At 42.1% G+C, this 16,913-nt stretch carries 20 protein-coding genes; 3 read left to right on the top strand and 17 right to left on the bottom strand.

Annotated features, from left to right (window positions below):
• Positions 1–149: 149 nt before the first annotated feature.
• The 6 genes from bshC to M3234_RS27270 all read right to left on the bottom strand — a co-directional run bounded on the left by bshC (position 150) and on the right by M3234_RS27270 (position 6,401).
• Entirely contained in the window at positions 150–1,784 is a 1,635-nt protein-coding gene (bshC, locus tag M3234_RS27295; protein WP_262307682.1) for a bacillithiol biosynthesis cysteine-adding enzyme BshC, read from the bottom strand.
• A gap of 87 nt (positions 1,785–1,871) precedes the next feature.
• Complete coding sequence (locus M3234_RS27290; RefSeq protein WP_285858819.1) at positions 1,872–2,264, bottom strand: DUF3397 domain-containing protein; 393 nt, start codon at positions 2,262–2,264, stop codon at positions 1,872–1,874.
• Positions 2,261–3,166 carry a 2-dehydropantoate 2-reductase gene (locus M3234_RS27285; protein WP_262307681.1) on the bottom strand — a complete coding sequence of 302 codons (906 nt, stop codon included), beginning with the start codon at positions 3,164–3,166 and terminating at the stop codon, positions 2,261–2,263. The genes M3234_RS27290 and M3234_RS27285 overlap by 4 nt, the downstream gene beginning before the upstream one ends.
• Positions 3,167–3,285: 119 nt before the next feature.
• Entirely contained in the window at positions 3,286–4,827 is a 1,542-nt protein-coding gene (locus tag M3234_RS27280) for an acyl-CoA carboxylase subunit beta (protein WP_262307680.1), read from the bottom strand.
• An 11-nt stretch (positions 4,828–4,838) separates the two neighbouring features.
• Positions 4,839–5,051, bottom strand: coding sequence for a biotin/lipoyl-containing protein (locus M3234_RS27275; protein ID WP_262307686.1), 213 nt, complete (start codon positions 5,049–5,051; stop codon positions 4,839–4,841).
• Between the two features lie 12 nt (positions 5,052–5,063).
• A complete protein-coding gene (locus M3234_RS27270; protein WP_262307679.1) occupies positions 5,064–6,401 on the bottom strand; it encodes an acetyl-CoA carboxylase biotin carboxylase subunit in 1,338 nt (445 codons plus the stop codon).
• Positions 6,402–6,624: 223 nt separating this feature from the next.
• Here M3234_RS27270 and M3234_RS27265 point away from each other — a divergent pair, with 223 nt between their 5' ends.
• Positions 6,625–7,098, top strand: coding sequence for an N-acetyltransferase (locus tag M3234_RS27265; protein WP_262307678.1), 474 nt, complete (start codon positions 6,625–6,627; stop codon positions 7,096–7,098).
• Positions 7,099–7,138: 40 nt separating this feature from the next.
• Here the strand turns inward: M3234_RS27265 and M3234_RS27260 are convergent, their stop codons facing one another.
• The 4 genes from M3234_RS27260 to M3234_RS27245 all read right to left on the bottom strand — a co-directional run bounded on the left by M3234_RS27260 (position 7,139) and on the right by M3234_RS27245 (position 9,495).
• Entirely contained in the window at positions 7,139–7,768 is a 630-nt protein-coding gene (locus tag M3234_RS27260; RefSeq protein ID WP_262307677.1) for an RsfA family transcriptional regulator, read from the bottom strand.
• 76 nt (positions 7,769–7,844) lie between these two features.
• On the bottom strand, positions 7,845–8,612 hold the full coding sequence (locus M3234_RS27255) for an enoyl-CoA hydratase/isomerase family protein (RefSeq protein ID WP_262307676.1): 768 nt from the start codon (positions 8,610–8,612) through the stop codon (positions 7,845–7,847).
• A 91-nt stretch (positions 8,613–8,703) separates the two neighbouring features.
• Positions 8,704–8,877: a 50S ribosomal protein L32 gene (gene rpmF / locus M3234_RS27250; RefSeq protein ID WP_262307675.1), complete on the bottom strand. Its 174-nt coding sequence runs from the start codon at positions 8,875–8,877 to the stop codon at positions 8,704–8,706.
• 90 nt (positions 8,878–8,967) lie between these two features.
• Positions 8,968–9,495, bottom strand: a complete 528-nt coding sequence (locus M3234_RS27245) for a YceD family protein (protein ID WP_262307674.1) — start codon at positions 9,493–9,495, stop codon at positions 8,968–8,970.
• Between the two features lie 233 nt (positions 9,496–9,728).
• Between M3234_RS27245 and M3234_RS27240 the strand changes: the two genes are divergently transcribed.
• Positions 9,729–10,955: a nucleotidyltransferase gene (locus tag M3234_RS27240; RefSeq protein WP_262307673.1), complete on the top strand. Its 1,227-nt coding sequence runs from the start codon at positions 9,729–9,731 to the stop codon at positions 10,953–10,955.
• 7 nt (positions 10,956–10,962) lie between these two features.
• Here the strand turns inward: M3234_RS27240 and M3234_RS27235 are convergent, their stop codons facing one another.
• Complete coding sequence (locus tag M3234_RS27235) at positions 10,963–11,991, bottom strand: SepM family pheromone-processing serine protease (protein ID WP_262307672.1); 1,029 nt, start codon at positions 11,989–11,991, stop codon at positions 10,963–10,965.
• A 7-nt stretch (positions 11,992–11,998) separates the two neighbouring features.
• Entirely contained in the window at positions 11,999–12,778 is a 780-nt protein-coding gene (locus M3234_RS27230; RefSeq protein WP_262307671.1) for a patatin-like phospholipase family protein, read from the bottom strand.
• 168 nt (positions 12,779–12,946) lie between these two features.
• Between M3234_RS27230 and ylbJ the strand changes: the two genes are divergently transcribed.
• The gene (gene ylbJ / locus M3234_RS27225; RefSeq protein WP_262307670.1) at positions 12,947–14,158 is read left to right on the top strand and encodes a sporulation integral membrane protein YlbJ; all 1,212 of its coding nucleotides are present in this window, start codon (positions 12,947–12,949) and stop codon (positions 14,156–14,158) included.
• 43 nt (positions 14,159–14,201) lie between these two features.
• Here ylbJ and coaD read toward each other — a convergent pair whose 3' ends face one another.
• From coaD to M3234_RS27200, 5 genes are all read right to left on the bottom strand, one after another.
• Entirely contained in the window at positions 14,202–14,684 is a 483-nt protein-coding gene (gene coaD, locus M3234_RS27220; RefSeq protein ID WP_066318076.1) for a pantetheine-phosphate adenylyltransferase, read from the bottom strand.
• Between the two features lie 11 nt (positions 14,685–14,695).
• Positions 14,696–15,256: a 16S rRNA (guanine(966)-N(2))-methyltransferase RsmD gene (gene rsmD / locus M3234_RS27215; RefSeq protein WP_262307669.1), complete on the bottom strand. Its 561-nt coding sequence runs from the start codon at positions 15,254–15,256 to the stop codon at positions 14,696–14,698.
• 369 nt (positions 15,257–15,625) lie between these two features.
• Complete coding sequence (locus M3234_RS27210; protein WP_262307668.1) at positions 15,626–15,901, bottom strand: YlbG family protein; 276 nt, start codon at positions 15,899–15,901, stop codon at positions 15,626–15,628.
• A 140-nt stretch (positions 15,902–16,041) separates the two neighbouring features.
• Positions 16,042–16,479, bottom strand: coding sequence for a YlbF/YmcA family competence regulator (locus tag M3234_RS27205; protein WP_262307667.1), 438 nt, complete (start codon positions 16,477–16,479; stop codon positions 16,042–16,044).
• A gap of 60 nt (positions 16,480–16,539) precedes the next feature.
• Positions 16,540–16,911 (bottom strand): hypothetical protein, encoded by a 372-nt coding sequence (locus M3234_RS27200; RefSeq protein ID WP_262307666.1) that lies wholly within the window; start codon positions 16,909–16,911, stop codon positions 16,540–16,542.
• Between the last annotated feature and the right edge of the window lie 2 nt (positions 16,912–16,913).

The raw sequence follows: 16,913 nt of genomic DNA, 5'->3' as shown, positions 1-16,913 counted from the left end.
AGCGAAGCACCTGGAGCGGAAATCAACAGGCCCATTAGCAGGGACAATTTTTTCAATAAAATCGGTATTTCAGATTCTAATAAACAAAAAATTGCCGAGAAATATACCCTTTCTCGACAATCTGACTTCACTGAATAAGTGAAGTTCTGCTAAAGTTTGATTACCCTATGACGGCCATCAAACTCAAAATTTAAAGTCATGATGTCATTGATGAAATTTAATCCACATTGATTTAAAAAATAAAATACATTCCACACACGTTCCTGTGGGGAACCCCCAGGTCTGAGGGCAAGGTCGACACGGGCATACTTATTTAATACGACATCGTGCTTTTGCCTAATGGATTCCTGGAACTTCGTTTGCATGAAGTCTATTTCCTTTAAAATTTTCATCTCATTTTTCTTTACTAGCGGAACAAGCCCATTATCGAGCTCATCTGTTTTTGCCTCAATGGTCCGGTATTGAGCCATGAGCAGCTCCTTTACCTGATGAAATAATGCTTCAAACTCTTTATCTCTAATACTGTCGAGAAATTGCTGTTTTTCCTGTTCAGTGCCTCTTTGCAAGACATCGGCAAGATTTAGCCCCAATTCAGTTAAATCTGTTTCAACAGACCTGTCGAGGAAGGTAATATTTAACCGCGGAACAATCGGCGGCATCTTGATGTGAAAATGTTCAAACACAAGCTTTAGTTCGGCCCAATAAGCGATTTCTCCGGGACCGGCAATAAAGGCAAGTGTTGGGAAAAGCCATTCTTGCATAAGTGGTCTTGTCACCACATTATTGCTTAATTTTTCAGGATTAGCGGCAGCAATATCCAGCAATTCTGGTTTTGAAAAGGCTATCCTGCCACTTTTCCCCACAAACTGGTCAGTGTTTTGGTCAAAATCCAGCAGAATTCGCTCATTGTGCTTTTGGTCATAATAAAACAAGTTTGCTGCTTGTTCGGACCCCTCAATTGTAATGGGGAAGCCATTATGTTCAATTTCCTTTTGTTGCTCATGAAGCGAAAACGTTATGGCCTCATGATTAACAATTTGAGCTGCAAAAAATTCCTTCTGCAGGAGCCGAAACCGCTGATCTCCTGAATCCACCAATAATAATCCATGGTCCTTAAACAGTTCCATAATAATATAGGCAAAGAAATCAACAAAAGTAGTCGACTTATTGATCTGCTTTCTGGCAAATTCCAACAGTTCGTTAGTATGCTCAGTTTCCCCGAAATTCTCAAGCAGATTCTCGACCCAGGCAAGGCAAACCCCAGTGTCAACCGGGATATCCGATACCATTTTCTTTTGAACAACCCTCTTGGGATAGGCCCATTTGTCGACTTTCCCATCTACAGGGACAAATACGTGATTCACTTCATGAAAATCATGATCTTCCCCGGCAATCCAAAAAACAGGGACTACAGGGACCCCGAGTTGTTTCTCCTTTTGCCTAGCCAATTTAATGATTGAAATGACTTTATGGATGGAATAAAGCGGTCCGGTTAGGATACCAGCCTGCTGCCCGCCAATGACGACAACGCTATCCGGCTGTCTCAGTTTAGCCAGTGAAGCCTTGACCGCTTCAGAAGCGGGAAGAGGCTCCATAAAGCGCTCAATATGGTCAGCAACCTGCATGCGGGGGAAATTTCTATTTTTTAATTCTTCAAGCCTTGCTTTATCTTCATTGGAATCATTAAAATGATAATGAAAAAATGACATGACTTCTGCCGACTGCCGCAAATAATTTGATGCGAATCGATTAGTTGCCGGCAAAGAGAGATTTACCATCTCCATTTATGTACTTCCTTTCTCGTTACCCGATTCATTCCCTTGAAGTATACCATTCATCGTTCATTTCTAAAAAAACTTTGCTTTAGAATTTTACAATAACGTAAATGTTAAAGCGCCGTGAATCAAACCATATATTGTTAATCCAATATATACAAGGGAAAATAGCAAAAAATTAAACCTCCAAAATCCTTTCATTACCTTTTTCAAATTAATGTCCTGCTTTACTTTCCAATGGACAATGACAAATACCATTGCCGTCAAAATCAATATTAGTATTATTAACCAAAAAAACGAATTTCCCCAGATTGTTTTTAATAAAAAATGCACGGAAAAGATAAAAAATACAGCAGAATAATCAAGGGCATAATGGACGGACCTCCGGGTGTTTTTCGTCACTAATTTGCCTATTATAAACACCGCAAGAAAACCAGCAAAGGGCATGATAAAAAGAAACGCCAGTATGTTTGAAACGATCGTGCTCAAGACTCTTTTCCCCTCTCGTCCAGTTCCTTCCCCTTTATAAGGCAATATAGGCAGGTAAGCAATGGAGCCAACTTTTGCTGTTCCTTTGCTTCATCGAGCAAATATCCCAAAATCGCATCCACTTCCGTCAATCTTCCGGCTTCCATGTCTTTCAGCATCGAAGAACGATTTTCAGCCGTCTTCTGGCAAACTTCAATCACTTGCTCCAGATACCCCTCCATTGGGTCAAGGTTGAGGATGGAGGCGATTTCTGCAAACAGAATGGTCACTGCCTGTAAATAAAAGCTGTTATCAACCAGGGAACCATTTTTTACGCCTAGTATGGCGGTTAAAGGATTGATGACTGCATTGACCATCAGTTTTTTCAAGAGCATTGGGTAATAATGATCCTGCAGCAGTACTGGAAAATCATTTGGTGTTGATGCAATGAACTTATTCAATATGGCGGAATCCCCATGAAACACCGCAACATTCGTATTGCCCGCACCATTATGCCTGACTGTATATAAATTTTCTCTTAAAGCGCCATGTTCGACTGTTCCGACAAATACATTTTTTGTCCTTAAGGATTCGAGTAACTTCAAATGCCCCATGCCATTTTGTAAAAATAATAGACTCTCGGTTGGCGGTAAATAGTTAATCGTATCAATAATCGCAGGCAACTGATATTGTTTTACAGTAATAACGGTTATCTCTTCAGCACCAATCCACTCTGTAAACGGGACAGCATGAACAAAGGCTGTGCCCGTTTGTTTAGAATCTTTAAGTACCAATATTCCGTTTTGATTTATTTTGTTTGCCTGCTCCGTTGTTCTGGTGTAAAGCGTCACTTCAAAGCTCTTGGCCAAACTAGCCGCAAACAACAACCCGATCGATCCCGCCCCAATAATGCCGACCTTCATCGTGATCCCTTCTTTTTGTCGTCTTTACCCGTAATTTTATCAAAAATGGGACTGCTCGTAAGCAGGTAAATCGAAAAAAATCCCTTATCGCTAAAAAACGACAAGGGTTTCACCAAAATTCAGACAGGATATACCGGATGCTTTCGTACGCTGAATGGCAATTCTTTTGTTTCATAATAAGCGAAGCGTTCAATTAAAACTTGACGCAATTCAGACGGAGCGACAATTTCATCGATTATCATTTCTGAAGCCAGTTTATAGATGTCGATACTCTCCTTATATTCCTTCTGCTTTTCCTGGACAAACCTAATGCGCTCTTTTGGGTCGGATATTTCATTAATCTTGTTGGAGTAAACCGCATTAACGGCTGCCTCAGGGCCCATAACCGCAATTTGTGCCGTTGGCAGGGCAATGCAGCAATCCGGTTCAAACGCAGGGCCTGCCATTGCGTACAGCCCGGCGCCATATGCCTTGCGGACAATAACTGAGATTTTCGGCACTGTTGCCGAACTCATCGCCGCAATTAATTTTGCCCCATGGCGAATAATTCCCGCCCGTTCCACTTTCGTGCCAATCATAAAACCCGGAACATCAGCAATGAATAATAACGGGATATGGAATGCATCGCAAAGCTGGATGAATTTTGCCGCCTTATCAGCTGAATCGACAAACAATACCCCGCCTTTTACCTTCGGCTGATTGGCGATAATGCCAACTGCTCTTCCATCGATTCTGGCTAAACCGGTAATCAACTCAGGAGCAAATAATTTTTTTATTTCATAAAAACTGGCATCGTCTGCCAATCTGTCAATGCACTCATACATATCGAATGGCGCATTTTGGTTTTCCGGGATAATCGTCTCGAGGTCACGGCCCTCTTTTGCCGGAATCCCGTCTATTAGCTTTGGCTGCTGTTTAAAGCTTGCCGGGAAATAACTGATATATTTTTTGGCCGATGCAATCGCCTCTTCCTCGCTAAAGGCCAAAACATCGCCGCAGCCGCTGACCGTGCAATGCATCCGTGCTCCGCCCATTTCCTCCAAGCTCACCTTTTCCCCGATTACTTTTTCGGCCATCCGCGGCGAACCCAAATACATGGAGGCATTCTTATCGACCATGATGACGATATCGCAAAAGGCAGGTATATAGGCGCCACCCGCTGCCGAAGGGCCGAATAAAATGCAGACCTGGGGAATCATACCGGAAAGCTTCACCTGATTATAAAATATCCTACCTGCCCCCCGGCGGTTCGGGAACATCTCCAATTGGTCTGTGATTCTAGCCCCCGCCGAATCAACAAGATAAAATAACGGTACCTTCAGTTTTTCAGCCGTTTCTTGAATGCGGATGATTTTTTCCACTGTCCTGGCGCCCCAAGAACCTGCCTTAATGGTAGAATCATTGGCCATGACACAAACGGTTTGGCCGTTGATTTTTCCAATCGCTGTAACGACGCCATCTGCTGGTAAATCCCCGGCTGAAAAATTGGCAAACTTGCCGTCTTCCTCATATTTTCCATCATCAAACAGTAACGATAGACGGTCCCGGACAAAAAGCTTTTTTTGCTCTTTCGCCTTTTCGTGGTATTTTGGGTGCCCGCCCGCCTCAATTTGTCTCCTATATTCATTTAATTGATCATTCAAAGTATTTGTTGTAGCCATGTTGGTCCCCCTTAAACCAGCACAATCAGGACATCGCCCTCATTGACGAAATCCCCTATGTTTGCTTTTACTTCCTTTACAACTCCCTCGATGCCACTTTCGATTGGAATTTCCATTTTCATCGATTCGAGCATTAATACTTCCTGCCCTGAGTGAATTTGGTCTCCTTCCGCTACGAAAACGTTTAATACAGTGCCTGCCATCGATGCTGTGATCTCTTTCATCATAAACACTCCTTAATTTACTAATTTTTTAGTTAGAAAGCTGGTTGTATAATTTCCATTTTTAAAGTCGACATTTGCTAGAATCGTTAAAAACAACGGTGCGTTCGTTTTAATTCCTTCAATATGGGTATTCTTAAAGAAGGCTTCGGCCTTGGCCAGCGATTCTTCGCGGGTAGCCCCATGAACAATGCATTTGGCAATCATGGGGTCATAAAATGGTGTGACAGTTCCGCCTTCCTCATAGCCGGAATCAATCCTTACCCCTGCTTCTTCTCCCCATTTCAGTGCGGTGATTTTCCCCGGTGAAGGTAAGAACCGGACCGGATCCTCCGCATATAGGCGAAATTCAATTGCGTGGCCTGAAGAATGAATTTCCGGCTGCAATAATGGCAAAGGCTCCCCTTGGGCAACAAGAATTTGCCACTTAACCAAATCAAGACCGCTGATCGCTTCAGTAACCGGATGCTCCACCTGAAGCCTCGTGTTCATTTCTAGGAAGTAAAAATTCTCGTTCTCGTCCACGATAAATTCAATTGTACCGGCATTTTTATATTTTACGGCTTTAGCCGCCTTGATTGCCGTTTGAAACATTTTTTGCCGAACAGAATCAGATAGAAACGGTGAAGGAGATTCCTCAACCACCTTTTGATGCCGGCGCTGAATGGAACAATCCCGTTCAAACAAGTGGACGATATTGCCACAAGAATCCCCGAACACCTGAACCTCCACATGCCTGGCAGAAGCTATATATTTTTCAATAAACACTTCATCTGAACCGAAATACGTTTTTGCCCGGGATTTTGTCGAGGCATAGGACTTAACGAGCGCTTGCTCATCTTCACAAAGCACCATACCGATACCGCCGCCACCGCCGCTTGCCTTCAACATCACGGGATACCCAATTGTCCCTGCAAGTGCGCATGCCTCTTCTATCGTTTTCAAGCCGTGACCGCTTCCCGGAACAACCGGAACACCAGCCTTTTCCATCGTTTGGCGCGAAACAATTTTATCTCCCATTAATTCGATTGTTTCAGGATCTGGACCAATAAAAAGGATTCCTGCCTCGATTATTCGTCTGGCAAAATCGGAATTTTCCGACACGAAGCCGTAACCAGGATGAACAGCATCTACATTTTCCTCTTTGGCTGCGGCAATTATTTTTTCAACCTGCAAATAGGATTTATTTACGGGCGGTTCCCCTATACATACCGCCTTGGTGGCAGCCTTTACAAATGGCATATCACGGTCGGCTTCGGAATAGACCGCAATGGTTTCAATCCCCATATCATGGCAGGTTCCAATAATCCTTAATGCGATTTCTCCCCGATTGGCAATTAAAATTCTTTGCACTTTTTTACCCCCTTTGTTTCATCCAATTATTATCTTTCTACATCGTTCCGGTAATTTCCTGCAAATTTTGAAAACGCTTCCGATGTTTCTTAGGAGAAATTTTTGTTATTATGATATATAATGAAAGTAATTCATTTGAATAATCTAAAAATTATTCATTCCATGTTATTCTTGAAAAGAAAGATTTAGACGATAATAATTTACGATTTCAGGAGGCAGACAAATGGGGACAAAAGTGGAGAAATTAAAAATTAACTTTAAGACTCTTGAAGAATTTAAAAAGTTTAAAGAATATGGACTTCAGGAACTTTCGATGGTGGAAGATCTTGAAGCCAACATGGTCGATAATGACATTGATTCTCCTTTCTATGGGATATATTTCGGAGATAAGCTTGTTGCGAGAATGAGCCTTTATCAAATTGACGCCAAATTCGACCGCTATTTTTATCCGCCGCAGAATTATGTGGAGATATGGAAGCTAGAGGTTCTACCTGATTATCAAGGGCGCGGCTATGGAAAACAGCTCGTTGAGTTTGCCAAAAGCTTTGGCTTGCCAATAAAGACGAACCCGAGAGTCCAATCCCGTGATTTCTGGGAAAGAATGGGCTTTACAAGTGTGGATTATGATATGGAACGTGACCGGGGCGAAAACCCGCTAGTCTGGTATCCCGAAGGCGTCGAGGCACAGCAAAGCTAGACAAAAATGAAAAAGCGGACAGGATGATGTCCGCTTTTTTCTATTTTTCCACTCTTTCAAGATTGCCGTTCTTATCCATCTGGAATTTCACCTTTTGCTGGCGGTCCTCTTCCTTTAGGACAACCATTTTACGAGCCTTTTCCATGATTTCCAATAAGGAGCGATAGTCCTCCTCAACTGATTTTAGACTCGTTGCAAGTCTTTCATTTTCTGCGGCCAAGTAGTATGTTTGTTTTTCTAGTTCTTTAATTCTTTCAAGCGAACCATTCCTGTCCGCCTCGATGCTCTTATGTTGCTCTGCCCTTTGATATATATCTTCCAAATACGTCATCACCTCAGGAAACGTAAGCGTGGTTTCCTGCTCCGGATTGTGCTGGCTTGGTTGGGTTGCCACGTTGTCTATTTCCGGTTGCTTGGCTTCTTCAAGGGACACTGGCTGCTTCTTTAATTCTTTTCTCTGCTTCTTGGCAAGTTCAATTCCTGATTTATACTGCTTCCTTACATACGAGTTCCAGCGAAAACCGCAGGCAGCAGGTGTCCTTGATAATTGTTTTCCTACTTCTTCAAAGGCCTGCAGCTGGGTTCCGCCTTCACGAATGTGCCGTAAAATCACTTCCGCAAGCAACAAATCCTCATCTTGGGTCCAGGCATCTTGCCGGGTTGGTGACATTTTATTCCCTCCTAGTAGTGTTTTTATAATACATATGCATCTACTAGAAAAGATAGACTTGGACAAGAGCGGTCTTTTACTGTTTATTGCCCGTTTTCTTAAGGAATTTATTAACGTGTTCATGATGGGCTTCACTTTCCCACAATAAAGCGCAACTTCTCACTTCTTCTTCCATTCTTTCACGGAGGTTGGAATCATGCCATTTCCTTGTCCAGATGCTTTTATAGGCATGTAAAACCCCAGCCTCCTTCATGAGCATTTTATCCATGAAGGCTTCACATTCTGCCAGAGGATCTCCGGTGTAGATAGCGTCAATGAATCCCCCTTGTTGTAAAATCTCAGCAGGATGCTGTTCGGAATCCATTAATAGCTTCAACGCAAAAGCCGGGTCCAATTTCTCTGCTAATATTGTACCGCCGCCCCACCCTGTGGTAATCGCCTGTCTCCCTTGAACAAAACCTGCTTTAATTCCTTTTTTCGCCAACCGGAAATCACATGCTGCCGCAAGTTCACACCCGCCGCCGATGACTGTACCATTCAGCAAAGCAATAGTCGGTAGTGGAAGGGTTACCAGCGAATAAAGAATGCCAGCCATTTTGGACAGCATCGGGTATGCATCTTCCTTTGTATGAAGAAGGTGAAAAACCGACAGGTCCCCGCCTGAGCAAAACGCACGGTCACCCTCGCCGGTTATTACCAGCGCCTTTACCCCGAATTGCCGGGATTTTTCAATTGCCTCCGTCAAGCCTTCCATTACTTCATAATTAATGGCATTGCGCTTTTCATTTCTTTTGATTGTAAAAAGCATATATCCTTTATCCCGGAACTCAAGCGAAAATGACATCCTGTATCCCCCTTAATTAATTGATTTATGTATGGATGAAATGACAAAAGCACAAGGGCTTTTCGCTCCTTGTGCTTTATCTAAGTAGTCATTAGTCGTTAACTACGTCTTTTCCTTTGTATGTTCCGCAAGCTTTACATACGCGGTGAGCCAATTTCATTTCACCACAGTTTGGGCATTCTACCATACCAGGAACGTTTAACTTAAAATGAGTACGACGCTTTCTTTTTGCAGTTTTAGAAGTTCTTCTAAAAGGTACAGCCATTCTTCCCACCTCCTTATAAGAAAAGCAAAGACGCGCAAGTCCGCGCCAAAAGTCAGACAGTTCTTTACTTTGGTTTCTTGTAATTTCCGATTATGATTCGGAAGATGAATTGTCTTTGTCAAAAAACTTGGCAAGCCCCGCAAGTCTTGGATCAACTTTATCGGACACTGCCTCTTCCTGTACAACTTCCCAATCCTTGCCTGATTGCGGTGCTGCATCTTCAGCATCGAAATCGTCGCAAAAAACCTGCATTGGAACTTCAAGTAAAAGAATCTCGCGAATAATTGGGCTTAAATCAATGACATCGCCTTTTACCTGATGCGCTTCCTCCTCAGCTTGGTAAATCGAATCTTGCAAAAGGAATGTTTCAGTTGTTTCGACATTAATTGGATACTTCACATCTACTAATGTCCGAGAACAAGGGAGAATCAAATAACCTTCGATATTTAAGTGAAAGGTAATCCTGGTTGAACCAATATCTCCGCGACCGCTAATCTGCATTGGCGATACCTCACGGATGGTCGGATCATCCTGTTTGATTTCATCAAACCGAACGGTTTCGTTGATGTTAAAATCCTTGTTTCGATATTTTTGTAATTGAGTTAATGTCCATTTCAAATGAATCACCCCAAGGCAACAAAGGTAATTATAGCCTTCGATAATATTTTTGTCAATATTTTTTCTTTACACCCTACAGGGTGAATTTTTAATGAATGAAATAAAAGTATTACCATACTAGTGTATCCATAATAGTCATTTCAAAACATCCTTACTATCATACCATATAATCAGGTTGGATTCTTCATAATTTTGCTATAATGGTAATAATCATTGTCTAAAAGGAGAGAGAAATGAAAGCTGTTGGAGTTATTGTCGAATACAATCCATTTCATAATGGACATGCCTTTCATTTACGTGCTTCAAAAGAGGCATCGAAAGCCGATATTGTCATTGCGGCAATGAGCGGAAATTTTTTGCAGCGGGGGGAACCAGCCCTTGTATCAAAATGGTATAGAACAAGGATGGCCTTAATGAATGGAGCCGATCTTGTCTTTGAACTGCCATATGGCTTCGCTGTCCAGCACGCACAAAATTTTGCTAACGGTGCAGTCTCTATGTTAACAGCGGCAGGCTGCGATTTTTTGTGCTTTGGCAGTGAAAGCGGGGAAATCGACAGTTTCTTCAAAACGATACACTTTCTTCAAACACAACAGAAAACATATAACGATAACATTAAGAGGCTTATTGACACCGGTGTCAGTTATCCAAAGGCAGCTTCCCTGGCCTTTCACCAATTGCCAAGTTCAGGGCAGTTTCTCGATTTGGCAAAGCCGAATAACATTCTGGGTTTTCACTACATAAAGGCCATACTGGATCAGAATAGTTCGATTACACCTTTAACGATTACCAGGAAAAATGCAAATTATCACGATGAGCACTTTGCATCCGAAACGATTGCCAGTGCGACAAGCATTAGAAAAGCCATTTTCTCGAGTGAGAATCACGATGTTGATGTTGGCCAATATGTCCCCGCACAGACCAAGCAGCTTTTGAATGAATATTTTCACCATTATGGCCTGTTTCATCGCTGGGAAAATTACTGGCGTTTTTTGCAATACCGCCTTCTCCAAAGCACTGCCGAAGAATTAAGGGAGATTTACGAGGTGGAAGAAGGGCTGGAAAACAGGTTAATCGCGGCCGCATTGGAAGCTTCAAGCTTTCTTGAGTTCATGGAAAAGCTTAAGACAAAACGATATACATGGACTAGACTGCAAAGAATGTGTGTTCATATTCTTACCAACGCCACCAAAACGGAAATGGCAAGGTTCTCTGACAAAGCGTCGTATCTGCGTCTGCTAGGCATGTCTACTGCCGGAAAAGAGTACTTAAATAGGCAAAAAAAACTTTTAGCGCTGCCGCTCGTTTCAAAATTATCCGCGTACAAGCAAGAAGACATCCTGCTTGATGTAAAAGCGGCCCGAATTTATAACATGGCCATTCCTTTTGCTCAAACAAAAAATATGCTCCAGCAGGAGTACAGTCATCCCCCCATTTATATAGCAGAAAAAGACAGATGATGACTTATCACCTGTCTTTTTTCATGGGCAATTTTTCGAGATAGCTCACAGCTTCATCAAAGGAGTCAATCGGGATGATTTTCATTTTAGTATTTATATTGCGCCCTGTTTTAACTGCAGCCCGGTAATTTGAATTCTTTGCCCCCTTTTCATTAGGTGCAAGAAAAATATCGGCACCCGCCTGATCAGCGGCAACAATTTTCTGCTCAATCCCGCCAATTGGCCCTACTGTTCCATCAGGGTCTATTGTTCCTGTTCCTGCAATTTGGTAGCCTCTTGTGAAATCCTCTTTTGTTAATTGATTATAAATTTCCAAAGAAAACATCAGGCCTGCTGAGGGACCGCCAATATCGTCCGTCTTGATGGTCACTTCCGGGTCAACGACGATTTCTTTATCATCGACGAGGGAAATTCCGATTCCCACCCTTTGAGGATCATCCTTAAAAGGTTGTAGAGCGAGGGTAATTGTATTCTCTTCACCATTTCTTGAATAGGTTAAGCTAACTTTTTCACCGGTTTGCTTACTGCCGACATAATCAATAAATTCCTTGGAAGAAGGGAATGTTTGACCATCTACTTTAAAAACACGGTCACCAGGCTTTAATTTACCGGCGGCAGGCATGCTGTCCATTACCTGCATCACATAGATTCCTTTATAATTATAGCTCACCGGCAACCCTGCTTTTCGATAAGCCACTTCGATGGCATTCAGCTTTGATGCCGCCATTAAATGAAGCTGCCTCACATTGTATTCTTCTTCTGTTTCCTTTGTACTCAATATCATATGCTGAGGGTAGATTTCATCATACTTTCTCAGTTTTGCCTCCAAATAAGAATAAATGTTGGCTTTGCCCATTCTTATAGTTGTCAGCATAAAATTCCCGTTTTCCCGATAGCCATTTTCCACCTTAATAATGGGTGCGAGCTCCTTAGCCATTCCAGGTTTCGACACGTAGTACGGCAAGTTATAATACATCCCCCCTATAAGCAGAAAAGCAAGCAGCACTGCGAAGCTGATTAGTAGTTTTTTGCGCATTGTGAAGTCAACCTTTCCACATCTTAATTTCAGATTCAATTTGCTTTAAATGATTTTTTGCTTCTTCCTCTCCGATTGCGATTATTTCGTCAATGTTTGTGAAGGAGCGCGAACTGTATTGTTCAACAGGTGGCCGAATAATAATATCGGCAGCCATTTTTCTGTAACTAAGGACTTCTGTTTGCATAATATCAATGCTTTGCATGATCACATCGTAAATTGAGGTAATTTCAGCATTCCGTTTCACTCTTGACACATCAACGGCAATGACGATATCCGCCCCCATCTCCTTGGCAACAGAGACTGGAACCCGGTCGCTAACCCCGCCGTCAATCAGAAGTCTTCCATTATATTTTTCAGGAACAAATATGCCTGGAATTGAAATACTTCCTCTAACCGCTTCCGCTATCGGGCCCTGTTTAAAAACGACCTTTTCTCCTGTCAACAGGTCAGTGGCGACAATTCCGATTGGAATATCCAATTCCTCAATGTTTTTCCCATGAGTAAACATTCTCACGAAGTCTTTTACTTTCTTTCCAGCTATAAATCCCATTTTAGGAACGGTAAAATCCAAAAAATATTTTCTTCTGAATGCCAAGGAGAATTTATATAATCGGTCTAGATCAATACCCGCCCCGTAGAAGCTGGCGACAAGCGCACCCATACTGCTTCCGGCGATTAAATCAATTGGGATTCCTGTATCCTTTAACACCTTGATAACACCCAGATGCGCGAACCCTCGTGCACCGCCAGCTCCTAGTGCCAAGCCAATTTTAGGGTGCTCCATTACAAGTACCTCCCATAAGAAACGTTGTTCAATCTTATGGTCTAAATCAATATTCTATGAGTATATTTATTTTTGTAGGGACAAGGTTGAATGAACGAATAATTTCTATTTTACCATTGAAATGATTCAATTCCCAATCCTACCCATAGAAAGGAGGGAGCCCTTTTCATGTTTCGCTCAAAGCTCAAAACTCTTCTTTTAGCTATTACCGGGATCATATTAGCACTTTCCCTCATTTCTTACCCGGAGGAATCCTTTGAAGCCTCGATTCGCGGCCTTAATATGTGGTGGAAAATCGTCTTTCCTTCCCTGTTGCCGTTTTTCATTGTCTCGGAAATGTTAATCGGATTTGGTGTGGTCAAATTCATTGGTGTTCTTCTCGAACCGTTGATGAGGCCTTTATTTAAAGTACCTGGAGTAGGGGGATTTGTCTGGGCAATGGGCTGGGCCTCCGGATATCCTGCCGGGGCAAAATTCACTGCCAGAATGAGGCAAGAAGGCCACTTGACGCAAATTGAAGCAGAAAGGCTCGTTGCCTTCACTAACTCCTCAAATCCGTTGTTTATTTTCGGAGCAGTAGCAGTAGGTTTTTTTCATAATGCCCATCTCGGACTTCTTTTGGCTGCCGCCCACTACTTGGGTAATATCTGTGTCGGGATTAGTATGCGGTTTTATGGAAAGGAAGCACCAGACAAAGCAGATGAACAAGGGAAAAATTTAAAGATCAGGGAAGCATTGTCTGCCCTGCACCAAACAAGATTAAAAGACAACCGGCCAATAGGCAAACTATTGGGCGATGCGGTCAGTTCATCCATCCAAACTTTATTGATGGTCGGCGGGTTTATCATTTTATTCTCTGTAGTCAATAAACTTTTATATCTTCTACATATTACCGAAGCATTGGCAAAATCAATCGAGATCTTGTTATCGGTATTTACATTCCCAGAAATGTTAAGTATTCCGTTCATTTCAGGGCTTTTTGAAATTACCTTGGGAAGTGATTTGATCAGCCGTGTTAACGATGCCTCCCTGCTGCAGCAGGCCGTCATGACCAGCCTGATTTTGGGATTCAACGGTTTTAGTGTTCAAGCCCAAGTGGCAAGCATTTTGGCCCAAACCGATATCCGCTTTAAGCCGTTTTTCTTCGCCCGGATCATGCAAGGTGTATTTGCAGGTCTGTTCACCGTGATATTATGGAACCCTGTTTATGTCCGTTTTAACAACAAGGAACAGCCTGCGGACGCGCTGCCGGTTTTTGGCGACGGAGCCCGGGACCTTTACCATAACATTATTGATATCGGGCCTCTCATCACGATTTTTTCTTTAATGATGTATGTCATCATTTTATTTTTCCGAATGAAAAATAATCCCAAAATATAAAAAAGAGCTTAGCATTCGCTAGCTCTTATTTCTCTTTCTTTATCTATTCTTTGTATTTTTTCTTAAGTTCCTTTTCTACTGCTGGCGGTACTAGGCCGGAGATGTTTCCGTTGTATTTTGCTGCTTCTTTGACAATACTTGAGCTTAAGAAGGAATATTGATTGTTGGTCATCATAAAAAAGGTTTCAACATGATCGTTTAAATATCTGTTCATCGATGTAATTTGCATTTCGTACTCAAAGTCGGAAACAGCCCGCAGGCCACGAAGAATCGTAGTGGCATTTACACTCTTGGCATAATCCACGAGCAGGCCGGAGAACTCGTCGACCATTACATTCGGAAAATCCTTTGTCACTTCTCGTATAAGGCTGATTCTTTCTTCGACAGTAAACAGCGGGTTCTTGGATGAGTTATTTAACACGACAACATAGACCTTATCAAACACTTTGGCCCCTCTGCGAATAATATCCAAATGACCATATGTAATTGGATCAAAACTTCCCGGACAAACGGCGATACTTGCCAAAATGACTCCCCCTATTCTTCAATTACGCTTGAATAAATTGTAACAGCAATAATGCCATATTTTTCATGTTTCATCCGCACAAAATGCCCAACCGCTTGAGGTAATTCTACGTCAAAACTATGCTCACAGACAACTATACTGTTTGCATTTGCTAAATTATGTTCATCGATTTTCTCCATCAGATTGATAAGCTGCTGTTTTTTATAGGGCGGGTCCAAAAAAATATAATCAAACCGGATTTCTCTTTTAACTAACGCCTTAAGGGCACGCTCGGCATCATTTCGGTAGATTTCACTTTGCTCTTCGAGATTACAAGAGCCAATATTCTCTCGGATGGTTTGAATCGCTTTGCCGTCACGGTCAACAAAGACAACTTTTTCCAATCCCCTGCTTAAGGCTTCTATCCCCAAACCGCCGCTGCCCGCAAACAGGTCCAAGCCAATGCCGCCATCAAAATACGGACCAATCATATTAAAAATAGCTTCCTTTACTTTGTCCGTTGTCGGCCTTGTTGAAGTCCCCGGAACGGCTTTAAGAGGTTTTCCTTTATAAACTCCAGAAACTACTCTCACAACATATCACCACATTTTTCATGAAAATAAATTTTCAATATCCATCCTATCATAATTTATAAAATATAGACAAACAAACTCAAATTGGATCGCCATCGGTACAGACAAAGGAAGCCGGAAGGGAAATTTTTAAAAAAGACGTATAAGCTTGTTTGATGTGGAAATAATGTAAGTAACAACATCAATTCGAGGATGTTGTTGCCAACCGCGGAGAAGACTTACGTTTCCCCATAAGTTCTTCCTCCGGTTTCTCCTCTCCCTTTGCCTTCTATCCTTTTTTGGGAATTAGAAGGACCCTGTGGAAATCCACGGGGTTTTTTTATTGCAATCAAAACCATTAAAAAAGGTGAGGATGTTTGCCCTCACCTTTTAGATTCCCATTTTATAATCATATTCTTTTGCTTTATCAGGCGCTGAATTCTCGTATTCCATTTTGAGGAATGGCTTATAAGAAGGTTCAACTTTTTTTACAAACGAAAAAGCGGACAGCTTATCGATCAATTCTTCCACTTCATGCTGATTGCAATATAAAACCACATATTTTAGTCTTTTCGATACATAATGGACGTTGCCAAATCGTCTTAGCATCTTCGCTTGTTTCAACGAATAAAGCCAAATGACTAATCCTTGCCTCTGCATAAACATACGATTTTCCCCTTAACATAACCATCATTTTACATAAGTCTAGCATATGAAACCACAATATATCAATTCAAACTTTCCTCTAGTTAACCGCATCTGGCAAATCAAATAAAAAAATCAGCCTGGATTCAAGCTGATATTTTTCACCCGCACCCGCAGCTTCCACCGCTGCCGCAGCCACTTCCGTGACCATTATCAAAGAAGGGGTTTCCTGTAGGAACCTTTATATGTTTAGAAACGGCTCCTCCGATAAGCAGGCTTATTTCATCCAACAAGCTTTGCAGGTCATTTTCCGCCAATTTGAAGTCTGCCACATGCGGGTCCAAATCCATGTCCCGTTTGAATTCACGGACTTGCATCATCACTCGTTTATAGTCAGGATGGTACTTGCCAAACCTCTGGACTTCTTCATAAAGCTCCTTCAAGCTGGCAAACCGTTTTATTTTATTTTGTGCCTCGCGGCTTGATTGCAATTTATATAAACTGATCCGGTATTGTTCGGCTACGTCCGATTCAAGGATCATTTTTGCCAAATCTTCGGCGTACTCCAGTAATTCAATTCTTTCTAATGTAGCAAGCACTTTTCGCCCACCTCCAAAGCCATTTTAACATGAAAACCTGGAGAAAGCGAAAATTTCCGTTTATTTAGGGATATTTACCAAGAATTCCTTCTTGAGGCCATATGGCTCATTTTTTAAACTCACCACTTCAATTCTGATTTTATGACTGCCTGGTGAGAGTCCTTTTATAATAAATGCCGCTTGCGCTTCCTCCGACCTTCTTTGCCCGTCTACCCAAATAATGATTTTGCCTGTCTTTTGCCCGGGATGTTCCGGTTCACGAAAACTGATGCCTCCGACAATACATTCAACAAGAATCTGGTTGCCCTTTGTTTCGTAATTAACGTAAAGAGAGGGAAATTCCTTGGGAGCCGCTTCCGTGTCAAGAAGGAACCATTCTGAAAAAAAGCCAGTCAATAGGATTAAAAAACAAACTTGCAAAAACTTATTCATGG

This window comes from Neobacillus niacini, from assembly GCF_023715785.1.
GTDB lineage: Bacteria > Bacillota > Bacilli > Bacillales > Cytobacillaceae > Neobacillus > Neobacillus niacini_E.
Note: the sequence above shows the minus strand (reverse complement) of the source record. Positions and strands in the feature narration are given on the sequence as shown.

What these genes read in the sequence shown, in the direction of transcription:
- M3234_RS27235 (WP_262307672.1), bottom strand. Translation starts at nt 11,991, where the DNA reads ATGCGCAAAAAACTACTAATCAGCTTCGCAGTGCTGCTTGCTTTTCTG.
- M3234_RS27280 (WP_262307680.1), bottom strand. Translation starts at nt 4,827, where the DNA reads ATGGCTACAACAAATACTTTGAATGATCAATTAAATGAATATAGGAGA.
- M3234_RS27200 (WP_262307666.1), bottom strand. Translation starts at nt 16,911, where the DNA reads ATGAATAAGTTTTTGCAAGTTTGTTTTTTAATCCTATTGACTGGCTTT.
- M3234_RS27275 (WP_262307686.1), bottom strand. Translation starts at nt 5,051, where the DNA reads ATGAAAGAGATCACAGCATCGATGGCAGGCACTGTATTAAACGTTTTC.
- bshC (WP_262307682.1), bottom strand. Translation starts at nt 1,784, where the DNA reads ATGGAGATGGTAAATCTCTCTTTGCCGGCAACTAATCGATTCGCATCA.
- M3234_RS27265 (WP_262307678.1), top strand. Translation starts at nt 6,625, where the DNA reads ATGGGGACAAAAGTGGAGAAATTAAAAATTAACTTTAAGACTCTTGAA.
- M3234_RS27240 (WP_262307673.1), top strand. Translation starts at nt 9,729, where the DNA reads ATGAAAGCTGTTGGAGTTATTGTCGAATACAATCCATTTCATAATGGA.
- M3234_RS27285 (WP_262307681.1), bottom strand. Translation starts at nt 3,166, where the DNA reads ATGAAGGTCGGCATTATTGGGGCGGGATCGATCGGGTTGTTGTTTGCG.
- M3234_RS27260 (WP_262307677.1), bottom strand. Translation starts at nt 7,768, where the DNA reads ATGTCACCAACCCGGCAAGATGCCTGGACCCAAGATGAGGATTTGTTG.
- M3234_RS27230 (WP_262307671.1), bottom strand. Translation starts at nt 12,778, where the DNA reads ATGGAGCACCCTAAAATTGGCTTGGCACTAGGAGCTGGCGGTGCACGA.
- ylbJ (WP_262307670.1), top strand. Translation starts at nt 12,947, where the DNA reads ATGTTTCGCTCAAAGCTCAAAACTCTTCTTTTAGCTATTACCGGGATC.
- M3234_RS27210 (WP_262307668.1), bottom strand. Translation starts at nt 15,901, where the DNA reads ATGTTTATGCAGAGGCAAGGATTAGTCATTTGGCTTTATTCGTTGAAA.
- M3234_RS27255 (WP_262307676.1), bottom strand. Translation starts at nt 8,612, where the DNA reads ATGTCATTTTCGCTTGAGTTCCGGGATAAAGGATATATGCTTTTTACA.
- rpmF (WP_262307675.1), bottom strand. Translation starts at nt 8,877, where the DNA reads ATGGCTGTACCTTTTAGAAGAACTTCTAAAACTGCAAAAAGAAAGCGT.